Genomic DNA, 14,494 nt, shown 5'->3' with positions numbered 1-14,494 from the left:
CAGATCACCCATTTTTTATTTTTGTTTTTGTCACTTTTGACGGCAATGAGCCCGTTATAGAAAAATAAGACTGCTTGAGAAACATCCGCCAACCGCCCCGTTGATGGGCAATAGCGCTGTAAAACCGAGCCGTTAAAACGGCAAGAAACACAAGGTGTCCGGTTAATTGAAACCATTGTGCAGAGATTAACGTGGCGCCCAGGCTTTGAGAGATGCCTAAGACAATGCCGCCAATCAAGGTCCCCCATAGGGAACCAATGCCACCGATAACAACGGCTTCAAATGCAAAGATTAATTGCACGGGGCCATCATAAGGTGTGATCTGCGCACGCATGGCTAAAAAAGCCCCAGCAAGGCCCGTCACCATCACTGCAATCGCGGATACAGAGCAGTGCACGGCGTTGGCATTAATGCCATTGAGTTCAGCCGCTTCGGGGTCGATCGCTGTGGCTCGGATGGCTCGCCCAAGGCGGGTAAAACTCAGCATCAGCTGCAATCCGACTAATACTAGGATCGCACAAGCAAAGGTTATCACCGGTAACTTACCTACGCTGATCTGATCGGTAAGCTGCCAACTATCCCAGGATAAATCGCCAATGTAATTGGCAAGGGAACGAGTATCTGATCCGAAGACGCCGTATAATCCATTTTGTAATACCGCTCCCAAACCAAAAGTCACCAGCAAGGGCAACAAAAAACCCGCCGCCTGAGTTCGAGTAAACAAATATTTCTGCAATAACCAGCCCAGTATGCCCATGATAGGCAATGACAATAAAACGGACAGCCAAGGGGATAAGCCCAACACTTTCACGCCAAACAACACGAGATACGCGCCGAGGATGGCTAAATCGCCATGAGCTAAGTTAATAAATTTGGCCACACCAAACAGCAGGGATAGACCCGCCGCGAGCATGGCGTAGTAACCGCCTAGTAGAAGGCCTTGAATAATAGCATCAAGCATTCTCAGTCTCCTCTGCTTCCAACCCAAAATACGCTTGCGTAATGGCTTTGTGTGTCAATTCATGCGAACAACCAGACAAGGCAACACGGCCTTCCAATAAACACAGCAAGTGATCAGAAAATTGAATGGCACGTTTTAAATCTTGCTCAACAATAATCATGCTGGTTACTTTGCTTTTTTTGAGCTGTTCAAGAGACTGGTATAAACCCTCTACGGCAATAGGAGACAAGCCCAACGAGACTTCATCCAATAGCAATACCGATGGGTTACACATCAAGGCACGGGCAATCGCCACAGCCTGACGCTGCCCACCTGATAAGCCACCTGCCACTTGATTCAAAATAGGCTCAAGCACTGGTAACGCGGCCACGACTTTGTCCAGTACCCAATCTCCTGAACGGCCGTGCTCAGCGGCGATTTGTAAATTTTCGCGCACCGTCATATCGACAAATAAACGTCGGCCTTCAGGCACCATCGCCAACCCGCTGCGCACTCGTTGATGGGCTGGCCAAGCGGTAATGTCTTCGCCATTTAGGGTAATACGCCCTGAGTCCACAGGATGCACACCACTTAAACTACGAAATAGTGTGGTTTTACCCGCCCCATTTGCGCCCACAATGGCCAGTATTTCCCCCTTCTCTAGAGAAAATGAGACACCACGAACAGCCATCAATAAACCATGCTTGGCAACTAATTGGTCGACCATAAAAGCACTCATAGGGCCACCTCCAGCTCAGAACCAAGATAGGCTTTCATAACCTCATCATCGCTCATCACATCCTTAGGATGTCCCTGAGCAATGACACGGCCTTCACTCATACACACTAAGCGATCGATTACTTTGAGCAAGGCATGGAGAATATGCTCGATCCAAACAATGGTCAGCCCATCGTCTTTTAATTGACTAATCAGTGTGACCAATTGATGCAGTTCGCCTTCGGTCAACCCTCCACCAATCTCATCTAATAACAGTACTTTAGGCGCCGTTGCCAATGCGCGGGCAAGTTCTAAGCGCTTACGATCCAACAAACCCAGCGCCGCTGCAGGACGGTTCGCCAACGGTGACATCCCCGTCTGAATCAAAGCCCGTACAGCGAATGCTTCCGCCTCATACCCAGTCAGCCCCGCGCCATTGGTCGCCGCTGTGAGCAGGTTTTCAAATACCGTCATCCCTAAAAAGGGTCTAGGAACCTGATGGGTTCTAGCGATGCCAGCATGACAGCGTTGGGCCGCATTTGTCGCCGTTATATCAATATCTTGATAGGTAATGACTCCGGCTGACGGTGCTGTCGAGCCGGCTAATACACCAAATAAAGTCGTTTTTCCAGCCCCATTGGGACCCACAATGCCAACGGCTTCCCCCTTATTCGCAGAAAAATCCACCCCATGAAGAACCTGAAAAGCACCATAGTGTTTATCAATCCCGATTCCGGCAATGACCGACGTCGAACCAAGCGTCATCCTTTAACCCCCTATTCTATAAGGCGTCATTGTGCTCGTCACTTTGACCAGAGGATGGTCCGCATTGGACACAATATTGAGCGCAAACTCCCATGGCCCTTGTTGTGCTTTCACCCACTGCACGCCCACTAACCCCGTGGTCGCACAGTTGGGAACAGGGCCTTTGGTAAAGTCGATAATGCCGACGGCGGTTTCAGTGCGTAATTTCGTGATGGCCATCACCAGTGCAACTTTGTCTTTAGGAGCATTGGATTGAATCAGGGCTTCAATGGCAGCATCAAACAAAGAGGCTGTGGCCCCCACTTGCTGATTCCATTGTTTTCCTGTGCTTTTCTCAAAGCCACTCGCGATTTGTTGACTTGACAGCCCTGTTGATCCTGAAGCAAATGGAAAGTCTTTATGCCAATAGGCCCCAGCATCTAAGCCGTAACCCAAGCGCCCTAATGAATTCAGTTCGGCAGGAAACAAACCTGCTTTTGCTAATTGCGCAATTTTCACCCTCTGTGCATAGCCTTTTTGCGCCGCTTGTCGCCAAAATACAGGGAAATCTGGTGGAAATGGGAAGGTATTAAAAATCTCGCAATGTTCTTTTTTAAATAAGTTAATTTGTTGAGAAAAATCACTGGCTCCATCTTCATATGGACCCGCATCAATCACGGTATAACCAGCTTTTTCTAAATCGGGGATAAGCAAATGCCGAATAGAATTACCATCGGCGTCATTTGGTAATAACATACCAACACGGTTATTGGTTTTTACCTTACTCCATTGATCAATATACAGTTTGGAAAAATCCGCTACCCCAAAACAAAAATGGTAGGTCCATTTAAAAGGCGAAGGCTGTCCAGGTTTGGCCCCACGGCCGTAATAAAAACTTTCCCATGGCGCCGTGGTCGATAAGCATGGTACCCCTGCGGCCTCACAGGCATCGGCAACGGGGTTCACCGTTTCCGGTGTGGATGAGGTCAGCATTAAATCAATGTTTTTGCCATTAATCAGATCAGAGGCAACCTGACTCGCGCGTATTGTGCTTGATTGCGTGTCGCCAAGAAAGAACTCCAACGCATACTGCACACCATTAATATTCAAGCCATTGGCCAGTTGCTTATGAACCTGCTTCAGAAGAAAATCGTCCCCTTGGGAAAAGGAACTGAGCGGACCCGATCTCGGCATCACATACCCGATACGGATCACATTATCTGGATTAGCGAATAGAGACGATGACCCTAACAATCCAAGAGAAACAATACCTCCACTGGCACCCTTTATGAATTGACGGCGAGAAACAGACGAACGAATCAATGTGTTCTTAGACATTATTTAACTTCCTTTATTTTTATTATTTTGCTGAATCAATCACGAGCAAAAGGATTGCAACGAACATGCCGTCAATCGAAAAATCTAAGAAAGTTATTTTAATATATTGATTTATAATGACTTTAGTTAAGTATCACCCGCCCCACTATCATTTTTTGAGCGGGCGTGACTTATTCATTTCGTCAATAAAAACCAAAAGTCGATCAAACAATATGATGATTTCATAAACAATATGAGACCTTTGTACGATGTCACGAGCGACGCCAAAACGCGGCAAAAACAGACGAGGAAAGCGGAGTTTATAGCGATAGATGAGCATTTGAGCCTGTCTTTAACAAAGTATTGGCAAGCGCAGTAGTCGTGCAAAAGTCTCAATATGGCACGGAAGAGGCTGCCTTCAGAAGGGGGTTACGCGCAAGGTTCTGCCGCTTGGATCCTGGCGTGTTGTCGCAACCATAATAAATGCTGCTGATAAAATGGCAGCTCCGCCATCCCATGTTGGCGTGCTTTTTTATAAATGCTGGCCACGAAGATATCGGCAATGGAAAAATGCTTTCCTATGGCAAATGGTGAGTCTGCACACAACTGCCCCATTAACTGATTTAGACAAGTGGCGATCCAATGCCCTCTAAGCTCACGTTTAGACTGCTCCGTCAGCTCTGGCCGAAACGCCTTGAGTACCGTTCTATTTTGAGGGGAATGAATACTAGCATTAACGTATTCACACACACTTCGAACCGCCGCTCTTTCTAGAGCAGAGCCCCCTATCAGCTTATCCTGAGGGAAGGTTTCTTCTATGTATTCAATAATGGCCATGGATTCCACAAGCGTATGACCCGACACCGCTAAACAAGGCACATAACCAAAAGGATTAATTTCACGGTAGGTAGTATGCAACGCCTCGTTGGTCACTTCGATTCGCGTATAAGGAATACGCTTATAATCCAGAACCCACTCCACTCGTTCGGAACTGTTGGAACCTTGTGCACTGTACAAAATGAGCTCTTGCAACATAAACACCTCTTGTTTCTATCTGACCCGTTACTAATCTTATAAGGCAATTTTGTCATAAACCACTGTATTACTGACTTTGCCATTTGGTAGGATGCGCCATAGATGGCGCCACTAATTTGAGGCGTTTACTTTCTACTATTGAATCCCTCTCACTTCGCTCATTATCATTAGGTTGCCATAACCATATTAATCACTCCATAGATAAACAGTAGCAAGCCTAAACTCGCTAGTGTAATTGGCTCCACTCACTGCGCAAGATAGCCAACACAACCGCATCCCACCATTGACCTTTGAAAAATCGATGTTCGCGAAAAGTGGCCTCCTGCCTCATTCCTAACGATTGACACAAGCGCACTGCGGCGACATTTTCTCGAATCGTTTCAGCATAAAGCCGATGAACACCAAGTTCCGCAAAGCCAAAACTCACTAATGCTTTTGCAGCTTCCCGAGTTAGTCCTTTTCCTTGGTATAGCCTAGAGACTCCACACCCTATCGAAGCTTGGTGGTCTGATTCTAAACGTAGGCAAACCGTACCAATAAATTTTCCGCTACTTTTATGCTCAATCGCTAGTTGAAAAGCTTTTCGGGGCACCTCATGCGACTGATCAATAAATAACTTAGTTAATTGTCTGTATTTGTCAGGATCGCAATCATCCTCATTATAAAATCGCTGATATTTATCATCCTGAGATATCGCAACAAAAGAGGCCTCGTCATCAAACTGCATATCACGAAGTAGCAATCTTGGCGTATCAAGCTTAAACATTTTATACCTATGCCTTTGTTGAACAATAAAGTTTAGATTACCAACATAACATTCATAATCGTTATCCAACCCATCAATATAAAAACCAACCCTTAATATAAACAGCTTAACCCCAAAATCTACAACACTTTTCCATTGATTCCAGACAATGGTGTATTTTGGGGGAATGCAAAAGACCACTTCCAATTATTTAAACTCAAGCATGAAGGAGCCAACGACCTTCGAACGGCTGTGCCGAATGGGTAAAAGGCTGAGCCCGACGAGCTACCAGACTGCTCCATCCCGCGTCAGATTTGTGATCTTGTCACAAGCAAATTTGCATTTCATTGAAGTGGTTGCGGGAGCCGCTGTTTATAACATAAGAAAGGGAACCAACGACCTTCGAACGGCTGTGCCGAATGGGTAAAAGGCTGAGCCCGACGAGCTACCAGACTGCTCCATCCCGCGTCAGATTTGTGATCTTGTCACAAGCAAATTTGCATTTCATTGAAGTGGTTGCGGGAGCCGCTGTTTATAACATAAGAAAGGGAACCAACGACCTTCGAACGGCTGTGCCGAATGGGTAAAAGGCTGAGCCCGACGAGCTACCAGACTGCTCCATCCCGCGTCAGATTTGTGACCTTGTCACAAGCAAATTTGCATTTCATTGAAGTGGTTGCGGGAGCCGGATTCGAACCAACGACCTTCGGGTTATGAGCCCGACGAGCTACCAGACTGCTCCATCCCGCGTCAGATTTGTGATCTTGTCACAAGCAAATTTGCATTTCATTGAAGTGGTTGCGGGAGCCGGATTCGAACCAACGACCTTCGGGTTATGAGCCCGACGAGCTACCAGACTGCTCCATCCCGCGTCAGATTTGTGATCTTGTCACAAGCAAATTTGCATTTCATTGAAGTGGTTGCGGGAGCCGGATTCGAACCAACGACCTTCGGGTTATGAGCCCGACGAGCTACCAGACTGCTCCATCCCGCGTCAGATTTGTGATCTTGTCACAAGCAAATTTGCATTTCATTGAAGTGGTTGCGGGAGCCGGATTCGAACCAACGACCTTCGGGTTATGAGCCCGACGAGCTACCAGACTGCTCCATCCCGCGACTAATTTTTTACGATGTGTTTCTGAAAGGATTGTGGGAGCCCTTTTCTAGTAAAAAGAGTACCAACGATCTTACAGTAGATTGGTTGCGGGAGCCGGATTCGAACCAACGACCTTCGGGTTATGAGCCCGACGAGCTACCAGACTGCTCCATCCCGCGACTAATTCTTTTTTCACAAAGTGAAACGTTAAGATAGGCGTTAACTTAAAAGCAACAATTTATTTTGCTTTCCCCGTCTCAACGAGGTGCGTATTATAGGTAAGTTATAAAAATAGTCAACAGGGAATTATTCATTTTGCCTTTTTTATTTTAAAAAAGAAAAACTTAGCGCGAAATAATGCAAATAAAACGCAACAACAATGTTCAATCATTTATGCATTGTATTTTATGATTACAACACTATTAACATCCTCAACAACCATTCATTATGCTTGAGCAGAGCATGCGCTATTGGAGAAGAATCGTGTCAAATAGTATTGAAAAAATTCTTAAAAAGTCTTCCTTACCCGCGAACAAAGAAGCTGCCCTATCGGGCAGGCCGGAACCGCTTTCTATCTCTGGCATTCATGCCGTCAATTCAGAATCCATGACACGTCAACCAAGTGCCGATGAGAGTGAAGTTGTACTAGGAATGGGATGTTTTTGGGGAGCGGAACGTCAGCTCTGGAATACGCCTGGTGTTGTAGCCACATCAGTTGGCTATGCAGGCGGCTTCACGCCTAACCCAACCTATGAGGAAGTCTGTTCAGGCCAAACGGGTCATGCTGAAGTGGTAAAAGTCTTATTTAATAAAAAAGAAACGTCATTAGAAGCCATTTTGAAAGTCTTTTGGGAAAACCATGACCCAACACAGGGAATGCGTCAAGGCAACGATATTGGTAGTCAATACCGCTCTGCTATTTATGTCATGAGTGATGACGATATTGCCATCGCAGAAGCTAGCAAAGCGGCCTATCAAAAACAGCTCTTAGAAGCAGGCTACGCGATGATCACCACCGAGATAGAACGTTTAGAAACTTACTATTTCGCAGAAGAATACCATCAACAGTACTTACACAAAAACCCAAATGGCTATTGTGGACTCGCGGGCACTGGCGTCAGTTGCCCCATTGGCTTAGGCGTATAAACACGGAGTCTATCCACAAAACAGTCCGTTTTATTCATTACATTGAAGACGTAAAAAAGCCCGAGTTACAAAGTAATTCGGGCTTTTTTCATCCATCTATCGGTAAAGAAAAGACTTAACCGTCTAGGTTGATATTGTACTCGTGATCGTTGTAAACCACTTTGACCGAATCAGTACTGTTTACATGACCATCACCGTTGGAGTCAAATGATGTATGATCCGCAATACCAGAATTGCCACTGCCAAAAGTTGCCACATCGTGACCATCAACTTTAACGTGTTTGTCGGTGACCGACACATGGGCTGATAGGAAGCTTTCAATCGCATCAGTGGATGCATCCTTACCAGGATCACCTGTCGCACCAGACAATAAATCCGTTATGTCTAACGCATCATCTTTGGCATTAAAGTCAGTAATGGTATTGGTAGCGCCTTTATCTAAAACAAATAAATCGTCACCGGTACTGATACCAGTACCGTCTCCGCCAGTGAGGACGTTGTGACCAGATCCACCGTCCAAGACATCATTACCATCGCCACCAAATAGCGTATCATCGCCACTACCACCTAATAAGTAGTCATTACCGTCTCCACCGTATAGTTTATCATCACCATCATCACCGGTAAGCAAATCGTTTCCGCCCAAACCATAGATAGTATCGTCTCCGCCGTTACCATGAATCGTATCGTTACCACTCTGCGAGTAATTAGGATCGTCACCCCAAAAGGTACGACTCCAACCTGAGTCGTACTTATTAGTATTTAAAGGATTACCATCATAACCAGCTGCATTTTCTATAGCCGATGCACCAGACTCAAAAGTGGTGCCACTCGATTCAGTAACCGTACTTCCTGTACCATGAACGGTAATATTGATGCTATTGGTGACCGAATCACCGTCCTTATCAACCACGGTATACTCGTAATTCACGTCTTGAGAATGACCTTTACTTAATGATCCTATGAGGCTATCACTGGCCGTATAGGTGTAGTGGCCATCAGCGCTTACACTAAATACGCCCTGATCATTAGTAATGGTACTGACGCCATCAACAGTAGAAAGTTCATCTCCAGGCTGACTCACGCTTGCGACAACATGGTCTACAGGATCGTCAGCAGTCGCTTCCGTATGTAATGTACCTGTTATCGAATTCAGTGAATCTGAGTTAACAGGCTCTACATGAGCCACAATAGAGTACGTATCCGTTTGATTTTCAGGAGTCGTTACAGTCGTCACAACTTGGTTATTACTGTCTAAGAAACCATCCAAAGACACTTTGTAACTAACACCATTCACCTCAACCGGTACACTGGATGCTGTCAAAGTCAGCGAATCACCTGTCTGAGAGCCTGAGTTCAATGTGTCATCCGCTGCAATCAAAGACGATAAATCCACGTTTACCACCGTTCCATTAATCGTCAAAGCGGTGGTAATGGTTAAGTTCGTTGAGACTAAACTGTCTTTGTATATGCTTGTCTCCTCATTAACGTGAGTCAGTTTAGCAACAACGAATTCATCTCCGGTGTTAATATTATTCGATGAAGCAACATTCTCAACACTCAATGCACTTCTACCATAGGTGCTATCAGCTCCCCAAGTTAATTGACTATCGGTTGCACTGGAACTATCTCTCGTCAAATCGTTAAATTTGTCATCAGTAAACTGAACAGATGACTCTACCGATATAACACTCGCTAAATTTAGCTCTGCGTGCTGAGCTGACATATGAGCGGACTCACTGTCACCGCCAACACTTTCTGATGAGGTTGCTGTCGCCGTAATAGCATATGTATCTGAGCCATTCGGTACGGTAATGGTTAACCCTAGATCTTTTAGATCCTTACCCTTAGGATTATCAATATACCAGTTACCATTTTCTAGTTTACTAACACCATCTCCATGTATGACCGCTCCTGTTGGCACTCCAGAAAGTGTAATGCCACTTAATGTCTCGCTACCATCGGTATCAGTCAGTTCAGCAGATAGATTAAGATCATGGGTTTCACTGCCTTCAGATTGTGTCGTCGTCAGTAGATTTTTGTAGGATGTTCCGTCACCAAAGACAACACCAACAATATTATTCACAACAACAGTCGATCCATTTGCGTCAGTGACCTTCAAGTGGATCAATCCATTGTTATTGATATAATTACTGCATGTATAATCGCTTTGTGATCCTGTCAGATATAGATAATCATGCCCCCCACCAGTAATCGAATTTAGTCCTTTATTCCCAATACCTGAAAATAGACCATTGACCACGATAACATCGGCATGACCTTGGGAGGAGTTATTATCATTAATATTACCTGAAGAATTGTAGGTACTGTCGCTCGCATTAATGACAACACCGCCACCACTAAGAGAAACATTTCCTCCTTGAATCGTAAAGACAGATGTTTCGCCATTTTTAACAACGACCTCAGAAGCATCACTATCCACCAGATCGCCAATCGAAATGGCCAAATCAGGCGCATCAGCAACTGGCTTAATATCCACTGCTAGCGTGGCTTCGTCTCCTTCTAGCCCGTGACTATCAACCGGTTTAAAGCCAATATGAGCGTAATCAGCTTGCTGATCACCTACTCCTTTACCGCCATAACCATTAAAACCAGACTCATTTTCACTGGGAACAAAACGAACATGCTCCCCATCGAATTGTGCCTTAGTCAATTCACTTCCAACGACCACTGCGTGCCAGCTTCCATTATCACCTTGGACTTGCAGTTCACCGCCACCTGAAAGCTGAGTCACTTTGATACTTAACGACGAGTCGCTATTCGAATCACTAATATTAAGCTCACTCCAGCTAAGCGATAAAGCCGTATCCTCAACACCCTCTACACTACCACCAGAGGCTGTTGGTATATTATCGACCGTGACATTGATCTCTTTTGTCGCACTCGCTTTACTGTCATCACTTGCTTCAGTCGATGTCGCTGTAAACGCTAAAGAGAAGCTACCTGAATAATCATTCGGAGCCTTGATCGACATATTATTAAAATCAGTCGTCGTACCAAGATCAATCACTTGATTTGTCGATTCGAAGGTATAGGTAACAGGGTGACCTTGCGAATCAGTAATGGTTAACGTCGTACCAACAGGTGCACCCGTCACGGTGGTACCCAAGGTTTCAGAACCATCTTTATCAGGGGTGGTGACCGTAAAACCAGTAAGAGGAATATTGGACGTACTTGCCCCTTCATCGCGTACCTCAGGCACGTAATAATCTAAGTGACCATCATCATCACTTACTGCGATGCCAGCGTCTTCAATCGCTTTTACATCGGTAAATAATTCAAAGTGCTCAGTATCTAATGTGACGGGGTCACCATTATTTATACTGACGGATACATTGTAATCACCTGGCCCATTTTGATTATGGTGAGCAAACACAATCGGATAATACCCTGACTCTTCCACCTTAAGCGGGTCACCAAGAATCTCCCCTTTTTTATCCCCCCATTCCGCATGGGCATCGACTTCTGCACCAACTTTAATATAGAGACTATCGTCTCCAGTACCAGTAAATTGGTATGTACTTCCTTTCTCAAGGTAGATAAATCCATTAATGACCGTTAGCGTACCAACGTCCTTAGATGGCGCAGCAAATATGCCATCTACGGTTGAACTTACAGCCGCCTTATCGTCACTATGACTAGCAACAATTTCAGCTAATCTAGCAGGATCAACACCCTTTCCACCTTCTGCATTAAGACCTGCTCCTGAATCCACACCATTCCAAACATGATAGTTCAGGCCATTAGAGTGAACACTAGTGGTATCAAACTCTGGCGTATCGGCTACTGCTTTTATTTCAATGGATAACGTATTACTGGCCCCAGTCGACGTTGTATAAGTCACTTGTGGAACATCACCAGACCAATTTGCCGTCGGTACAAATTTATAGGAACCATCTGCATTTAAGGTTAGGGTGCCGACATCCTTCCCTTCATCAACCCCGCTCGTTCCTTTGATAACAACCGTACTACCCACCGAATGTGATGTACTATCGCCCTCAACTGTAAAGGTAGAAACCTTCAGCCCACCATCTAAGTCTGAATCGTTAGACAACACACCTTTATCAGCATTGACAGATAAGATATGGTCTTCTGTTCCATCCCCTGTGTCTGAATGAGTATGAGTAATGTCTACTGTCGCACTATCCTCACCTGGTTCAGATACATTACCAGCACTATCCGTTTGCGTTGCTTTAACATCAATGCTTGCGCCTTCATCTACAGTTTCTGTCCAAGTAATCTTGTTATCACTATAACTATAGGTACGAGGGTCATCCGCATCAGAGCTAACAACTTTATAGCTACCATCCTCATTTGCAATTAAAGACAGAGCGACGGCCGTCACAACACCATTATTGGTAATATTCAATGATACCGAGCCATTTGGCGCTTCTAACTCTTTCCCATTTACGGTAACACTTACCTGAACACCAGGCCCATATAAGGCTAACTCAGCTTTAGAAATGACACCGTTGTGATTGCGGTCATCCATAATCATCACTAAGGGAGCCGCTGTGGCTGTGGTATCAACGATAGCACTGCTTTGGCCTTGTTCTGACACAACACCTAAGCTATTGGTTTGTATCGCAGCGACACTAATATCAGCCCCGTCAGCCACTGTCTCTGTAAAACGAATCGTACCAGTCGATGAATCATAGCTATATTCTTTGCCATCTGAGTCAAGCAATTTGCCGTCTTTCAAACTCAAAATAACAGTCGATTCAGTCTCGCCATTGTCGATGGTCAACGTCACGTTACCACCCGCTTCAAGCTGACTATTATCAACAGCAACTTGTATTTGAACACCGTCCCCACCAGTTGCCAACTCAGCTTTATTTATAAAGCCGTCGTGATTAGCATCATCAACAATCGTGACAACAGGAGCCTCTGTCGCACCTTCAATAGTACTACTGCCGTAAGCCGTGTCGGTGTTGCCAGCAGCATCCGTAGCTTTTGCAGTAATACCGAGTGAGAAGTTTGTGTTTCCGTCTGGTACTGTCATCGTGAGATCTTTATCGATAGAATCAAGAGCCTCACTATTATGAGGTACATTGATTGACCATGTACCATCACTATTTTTAGTACCTTCACTAAGGGTTGCGTTATCTGGTACTCCTGTAATAGTAACAGTCAACGTCGCTGCGTTATCCGCAACACTGGTTACTGCGGCACTAATATCAACCTTATATTCATAAGTGGTTTCCGTGTTTGTCAGGGCAACTCCATCCCCTTTACCAAAACCAAAACCTTCGATGTTATAAAAGAACAGCTTCTCTCCAGTATCTTTGTCTACCAAGATACCATTCATATTGCCTAGGCCATTCACATCACAGCTAAAAGTAATAGACTCAAATTTATAATGATCGGCAGTCTTACCTAAATATAAAACATCCGTACCGGAGCCACCGTTTACGGTAGACCACCCTAAGTCATTAATAGCAATAATATCGTTGCCAGCTCCGGTAGCTATAGTCGATGCCCCCATATCACCATCAACAACAACGATGTCGTTGCCGTCTCCGGTATAAATACTAGAAGCCTGCATTGGGCCATCTACGACAACGACATCATCTCCACCGCCTGTATAAATACTAGACGCTTGCATCTGACCAGATAAAGTTACTGAATCATTGCCATTACCCGTATTAATAGTGGATGCATGCATTTGACCAGAGAGATTCACAGAATCCTTGCCATCTCCAGTAATAAAAGTGGAAGCTCCCATATCTCCAGTCGCTTCAATAATATCATCACCATTACCTGCATTAATGGTCGAGCCAGAAAGCTTGCCGTCCACTTTTATTTGATCATTTCCATCACCTAATAAAATGGTAGAACCACCAAGGTTGCCATTAGCAACAACTATATCATCACCATCTTCGGTAACAATGGTTGAGCCTTTTAAGTCACCTTCAAACTCGAGGAAATTATCGTTGTCATTTGCTTTTATTGTATCTAGCTGAACCGTATCCTTCGCAAATACTTCATCATCAGATGTCATTTGGTAGTAGGAGAGACCTGTAAGCTTCTCAGTATGCACAGGTACACCTGTTGTATCAGGCTCAGTCACCGTTGCAGCAGGCACAACCAAAGGCGCTGATGGATTAAAGACAATACTATTGATATCTTTTGTATCCGGTTTATAGAGACCAAAGTCTCCACCACCTAATGCCGACGCTTCTAAATTAAATTGCAGAAACTTGGTATTCCCAAATACATCTTTTTCTAGCTGAACTTCCGTTTCAGATTGAATGTTCTTCTGACCATTAAGGAACGAAGACAAACTACCCAAAAGCTGAGCAGATTGAGACGCAACAGTCGTTGTATTGGTATGTAAAAATTCAACAGAAATACCCGCGTCAACCGTTACCTTAGTATCTAAGGTGACATCAAGCGTCTCAGATGTCGCGGTATTTCCAGCATTATCCGTCACTTTGACTGTTAGGTTATTTTGACCTTCTGATAAATCACCAGACTCTGCAGTAAAGGTCCACTTACCTTCGGCATTTTTTGTGGCTTCACCTAACGACGTACTACCATCAAACACTTCAACTTTGTCTACATCTGGGTCAATATTACCCAACGTAAACGTCGGTGTTGTGTCATTCGTTAAGTTGTCTGTATCTGATACGCCCGAATCACTTGCGTCGTTAAGATCAATGGTTGGTGTGCTGATTTGAGTATCGATAACAGCACTATCTGTCGCATCTGCAGACTTATTGCCAAAGATATC

At 44.8% G+C, this 14,494-nt stretch carries 8 protein-coding genes and 5 tRNA genes (1 of these 13 running past the window's edge); 1 reads left to right on the top strand and 12 read right to left on the bottom strand.

All coding sequences use genetic code 11. The features are described 5' to 3' along the window. Positions 1-4: 4 nt before the first annotated feature. The 11 genes from AC0VYI_RS09940 to AC0VYI_RS09890 all read right to left on the bottom strand — a co-directional run bounded on the left by AC0VYI_RS09940 (position 5) and on the right by AC0VYI_RS09890 (position 6,773). Entirely contained in the window at positions 5-961 is a 957-nt protein-coding gene (locus AC0VYI_RS09940; RefSeq protein WP_475449036.1) for a branched-chain amino acid ABC transporter permease, read from the bottom strand. Continuing rightward, the gene (locus AC0VYI_RS09935) at positions 954-1,679 is read right to left on the bottom strand and encodes an ABC transporter ATP-binding protein (RefSeq protein WP_199478216.1); all 726 of its coding nucleotides are present in this window, start codon (positions 1,677-1,679) and stop codon (positions 954-956) included. Before AC0VYI_RS09935 ends, AC0VYI_RS09940 begins: the two co-directional genes overlap by 8 nt. Beyond that, the gene (locus AC0VYI_RS09930) at positions 1,676-2,422 is read right to left on the bottom strand and encodes an ABC transporter ATP-binding protein (RefSeq protein WP_475449035.1); all 747 of its coding nucleotides are present in this window, start codon (positions 2,420-2,422) and stop codon (positions 1,676-1,678) included. The genes AC0VYI_RS09935 and AC0VYI_RS09930 overlap by 4 nt, the downstream gene beginning before the upstream one ends. 3 nt (positions 2,423-2,425) lie before the next feature. After that, positions 2,426-3,739 (bottom strand): ABC transporter substrate-binding protein, encoded by a 1,314-nt coding sequence (locus tag AC0VYI_RS09925; RefSeq protein WP_475449033.1) that lies wholly within the window; start codon positions 3,737-3,739, stop codon positions 2,426-2,428. A 408-nt stretch (positions 3,740-4,147) separates the two neighbouring features. Further along, positions 4,148-4,753, bottom strand: coding sequence for a glutathione S-transferase family protein (locus tag AC0VYI_RS09920; protein WP_475449032.1), 606 nt, complete (start codon positions 4,751-4,753; stop codon positions 4,148-4,150). 226 nt (positions 4,754-4,979) lie between these two features. Further along, a complete protein-coding gene (locus AC0VYI_RS09915) occupies positions 4,980-5,699 on the bottom strand; it encodes a GNAT family N-acetyltransferase (protein WP_475449808.1) in 720 nt (239 codons plus the stop codon). A 472-nt stretch (positions 5,700-6,171) separates the two neighbouring features. After that, positions 6,172-6,248: transfer RNA gene (locus AC0VYI_RS09910), tRNA-Met, on the bottom strand. Positions 6,249-6,293: 45 nt separating this feature from the next. Beyond that, positions 6,294-6,370: transfer RNA gene (locus AC0VYI_RS09905), tRNA-Met, on the bottom strand. Positions 6,371-6,415: 45 nt separating this feature from the next. Next, positions 6,416-6,492, bottom strand: a tRNA-Met gene (locus AC0VYI_RS09900). A gap of 45 nt (positions 6,493-6,537) precedes the next feature. Then, positions 6,538-6,614, bottom strand: a tRNA-Met gene (locus AC0VYI_RS09895). A gap of 82 nt (positions 6,615-6,696) precedes the next feature. Then, positions 6,697-6,773 (bottom strand) — tRNA-Met (locus AC0VYI_RS09890). 304 nt (positions 6,774-7,077) lie between these two features. Here AC0VYI_RS09890 and msrA point away from each other — a divergent pair. Continuing rightward, positions 7,078-7,740, top strand: a complete 663-nt coding sequence (gene msrA, locus AC0VYI_RS09885) for a peptide-methionine (S)-S-oxide reductase MsrA (protein WP_475449031.1) — start codon at positions 7,078-7,080, stop codon at positions 7,738-7,740. 115 nt (positions 7,741-7,855) lie between these two features. Here msrA and AC0VYI_RS09880 read toward each other — a convergent pair whose 3' ends face one another. Beyond that, positions 7,856-14,494, bottom strand: partial view of an Ig-like domain-containing protein gene (locus tag AC0VYI_RS09880; protein WP_475449030.1) — the 3' end only. The gene runs 25,953 nt beyond the window's last position; the window shows 6,639 of its 32,592 coding nt (coding positions 25,954-32,592); its start codon lies off the right edge, out of view — the gene reads right to left on this strand; the stop codon is at positions 7,856-7,858.

This window comes from Marinomonas sp. 63XJN7_9_ISO-PGPR-S23-217 (assembly GCF_056173515.1).
The sequence above is the reverse complement of the archived record's forward strand: the minus strand, read 5'-3'. Positions and strand labels throughout refer to the sequence as shown.

What these genes read in the sequence shown, in the direction of transcription:
- AC0VYI_RS09940 (WP_475449036.1), bottom strand. Translation starts at nt 961, where the DNA reads ATGCTTGATGCTATTATTCAAGGCCTTCTACTAGGCGGTTACTACGCC.
- AC0VYI_RS09925 (WP_475449033.1), bottom strand. Translation starts at nt 3,739, where the DNA reads ATGTCTAAGAACACATTGATTCGTTCGTCTGTTTCTCGCCGTCAATTC.
- AC0VYI_RS09930 (WP_475449035.1), bottom strand. Translation starts at nt 2,422, where the DNA reads ATGACGCTTGGTTCGACGTCGGTCATTGCCGGAATCGGGATTGATAAA.
- AC0VYI_RS09935 (WP_199478216.1), bottom strand. Translation starts at nt 1,679, where the DNA reads ATGAGTGCTTTTATGGTCGACCAATTAGTTGCCAAGCATGGTTTATTG.
- AC0VYI_RS09920 (WP_475449032.1), bottom strand. Translation starts at nt 4,753, where the DNA reads ATGTTGCAAGAGCTCATTTTGTACAGTGCACAAGGTTCCAACAGTTCC.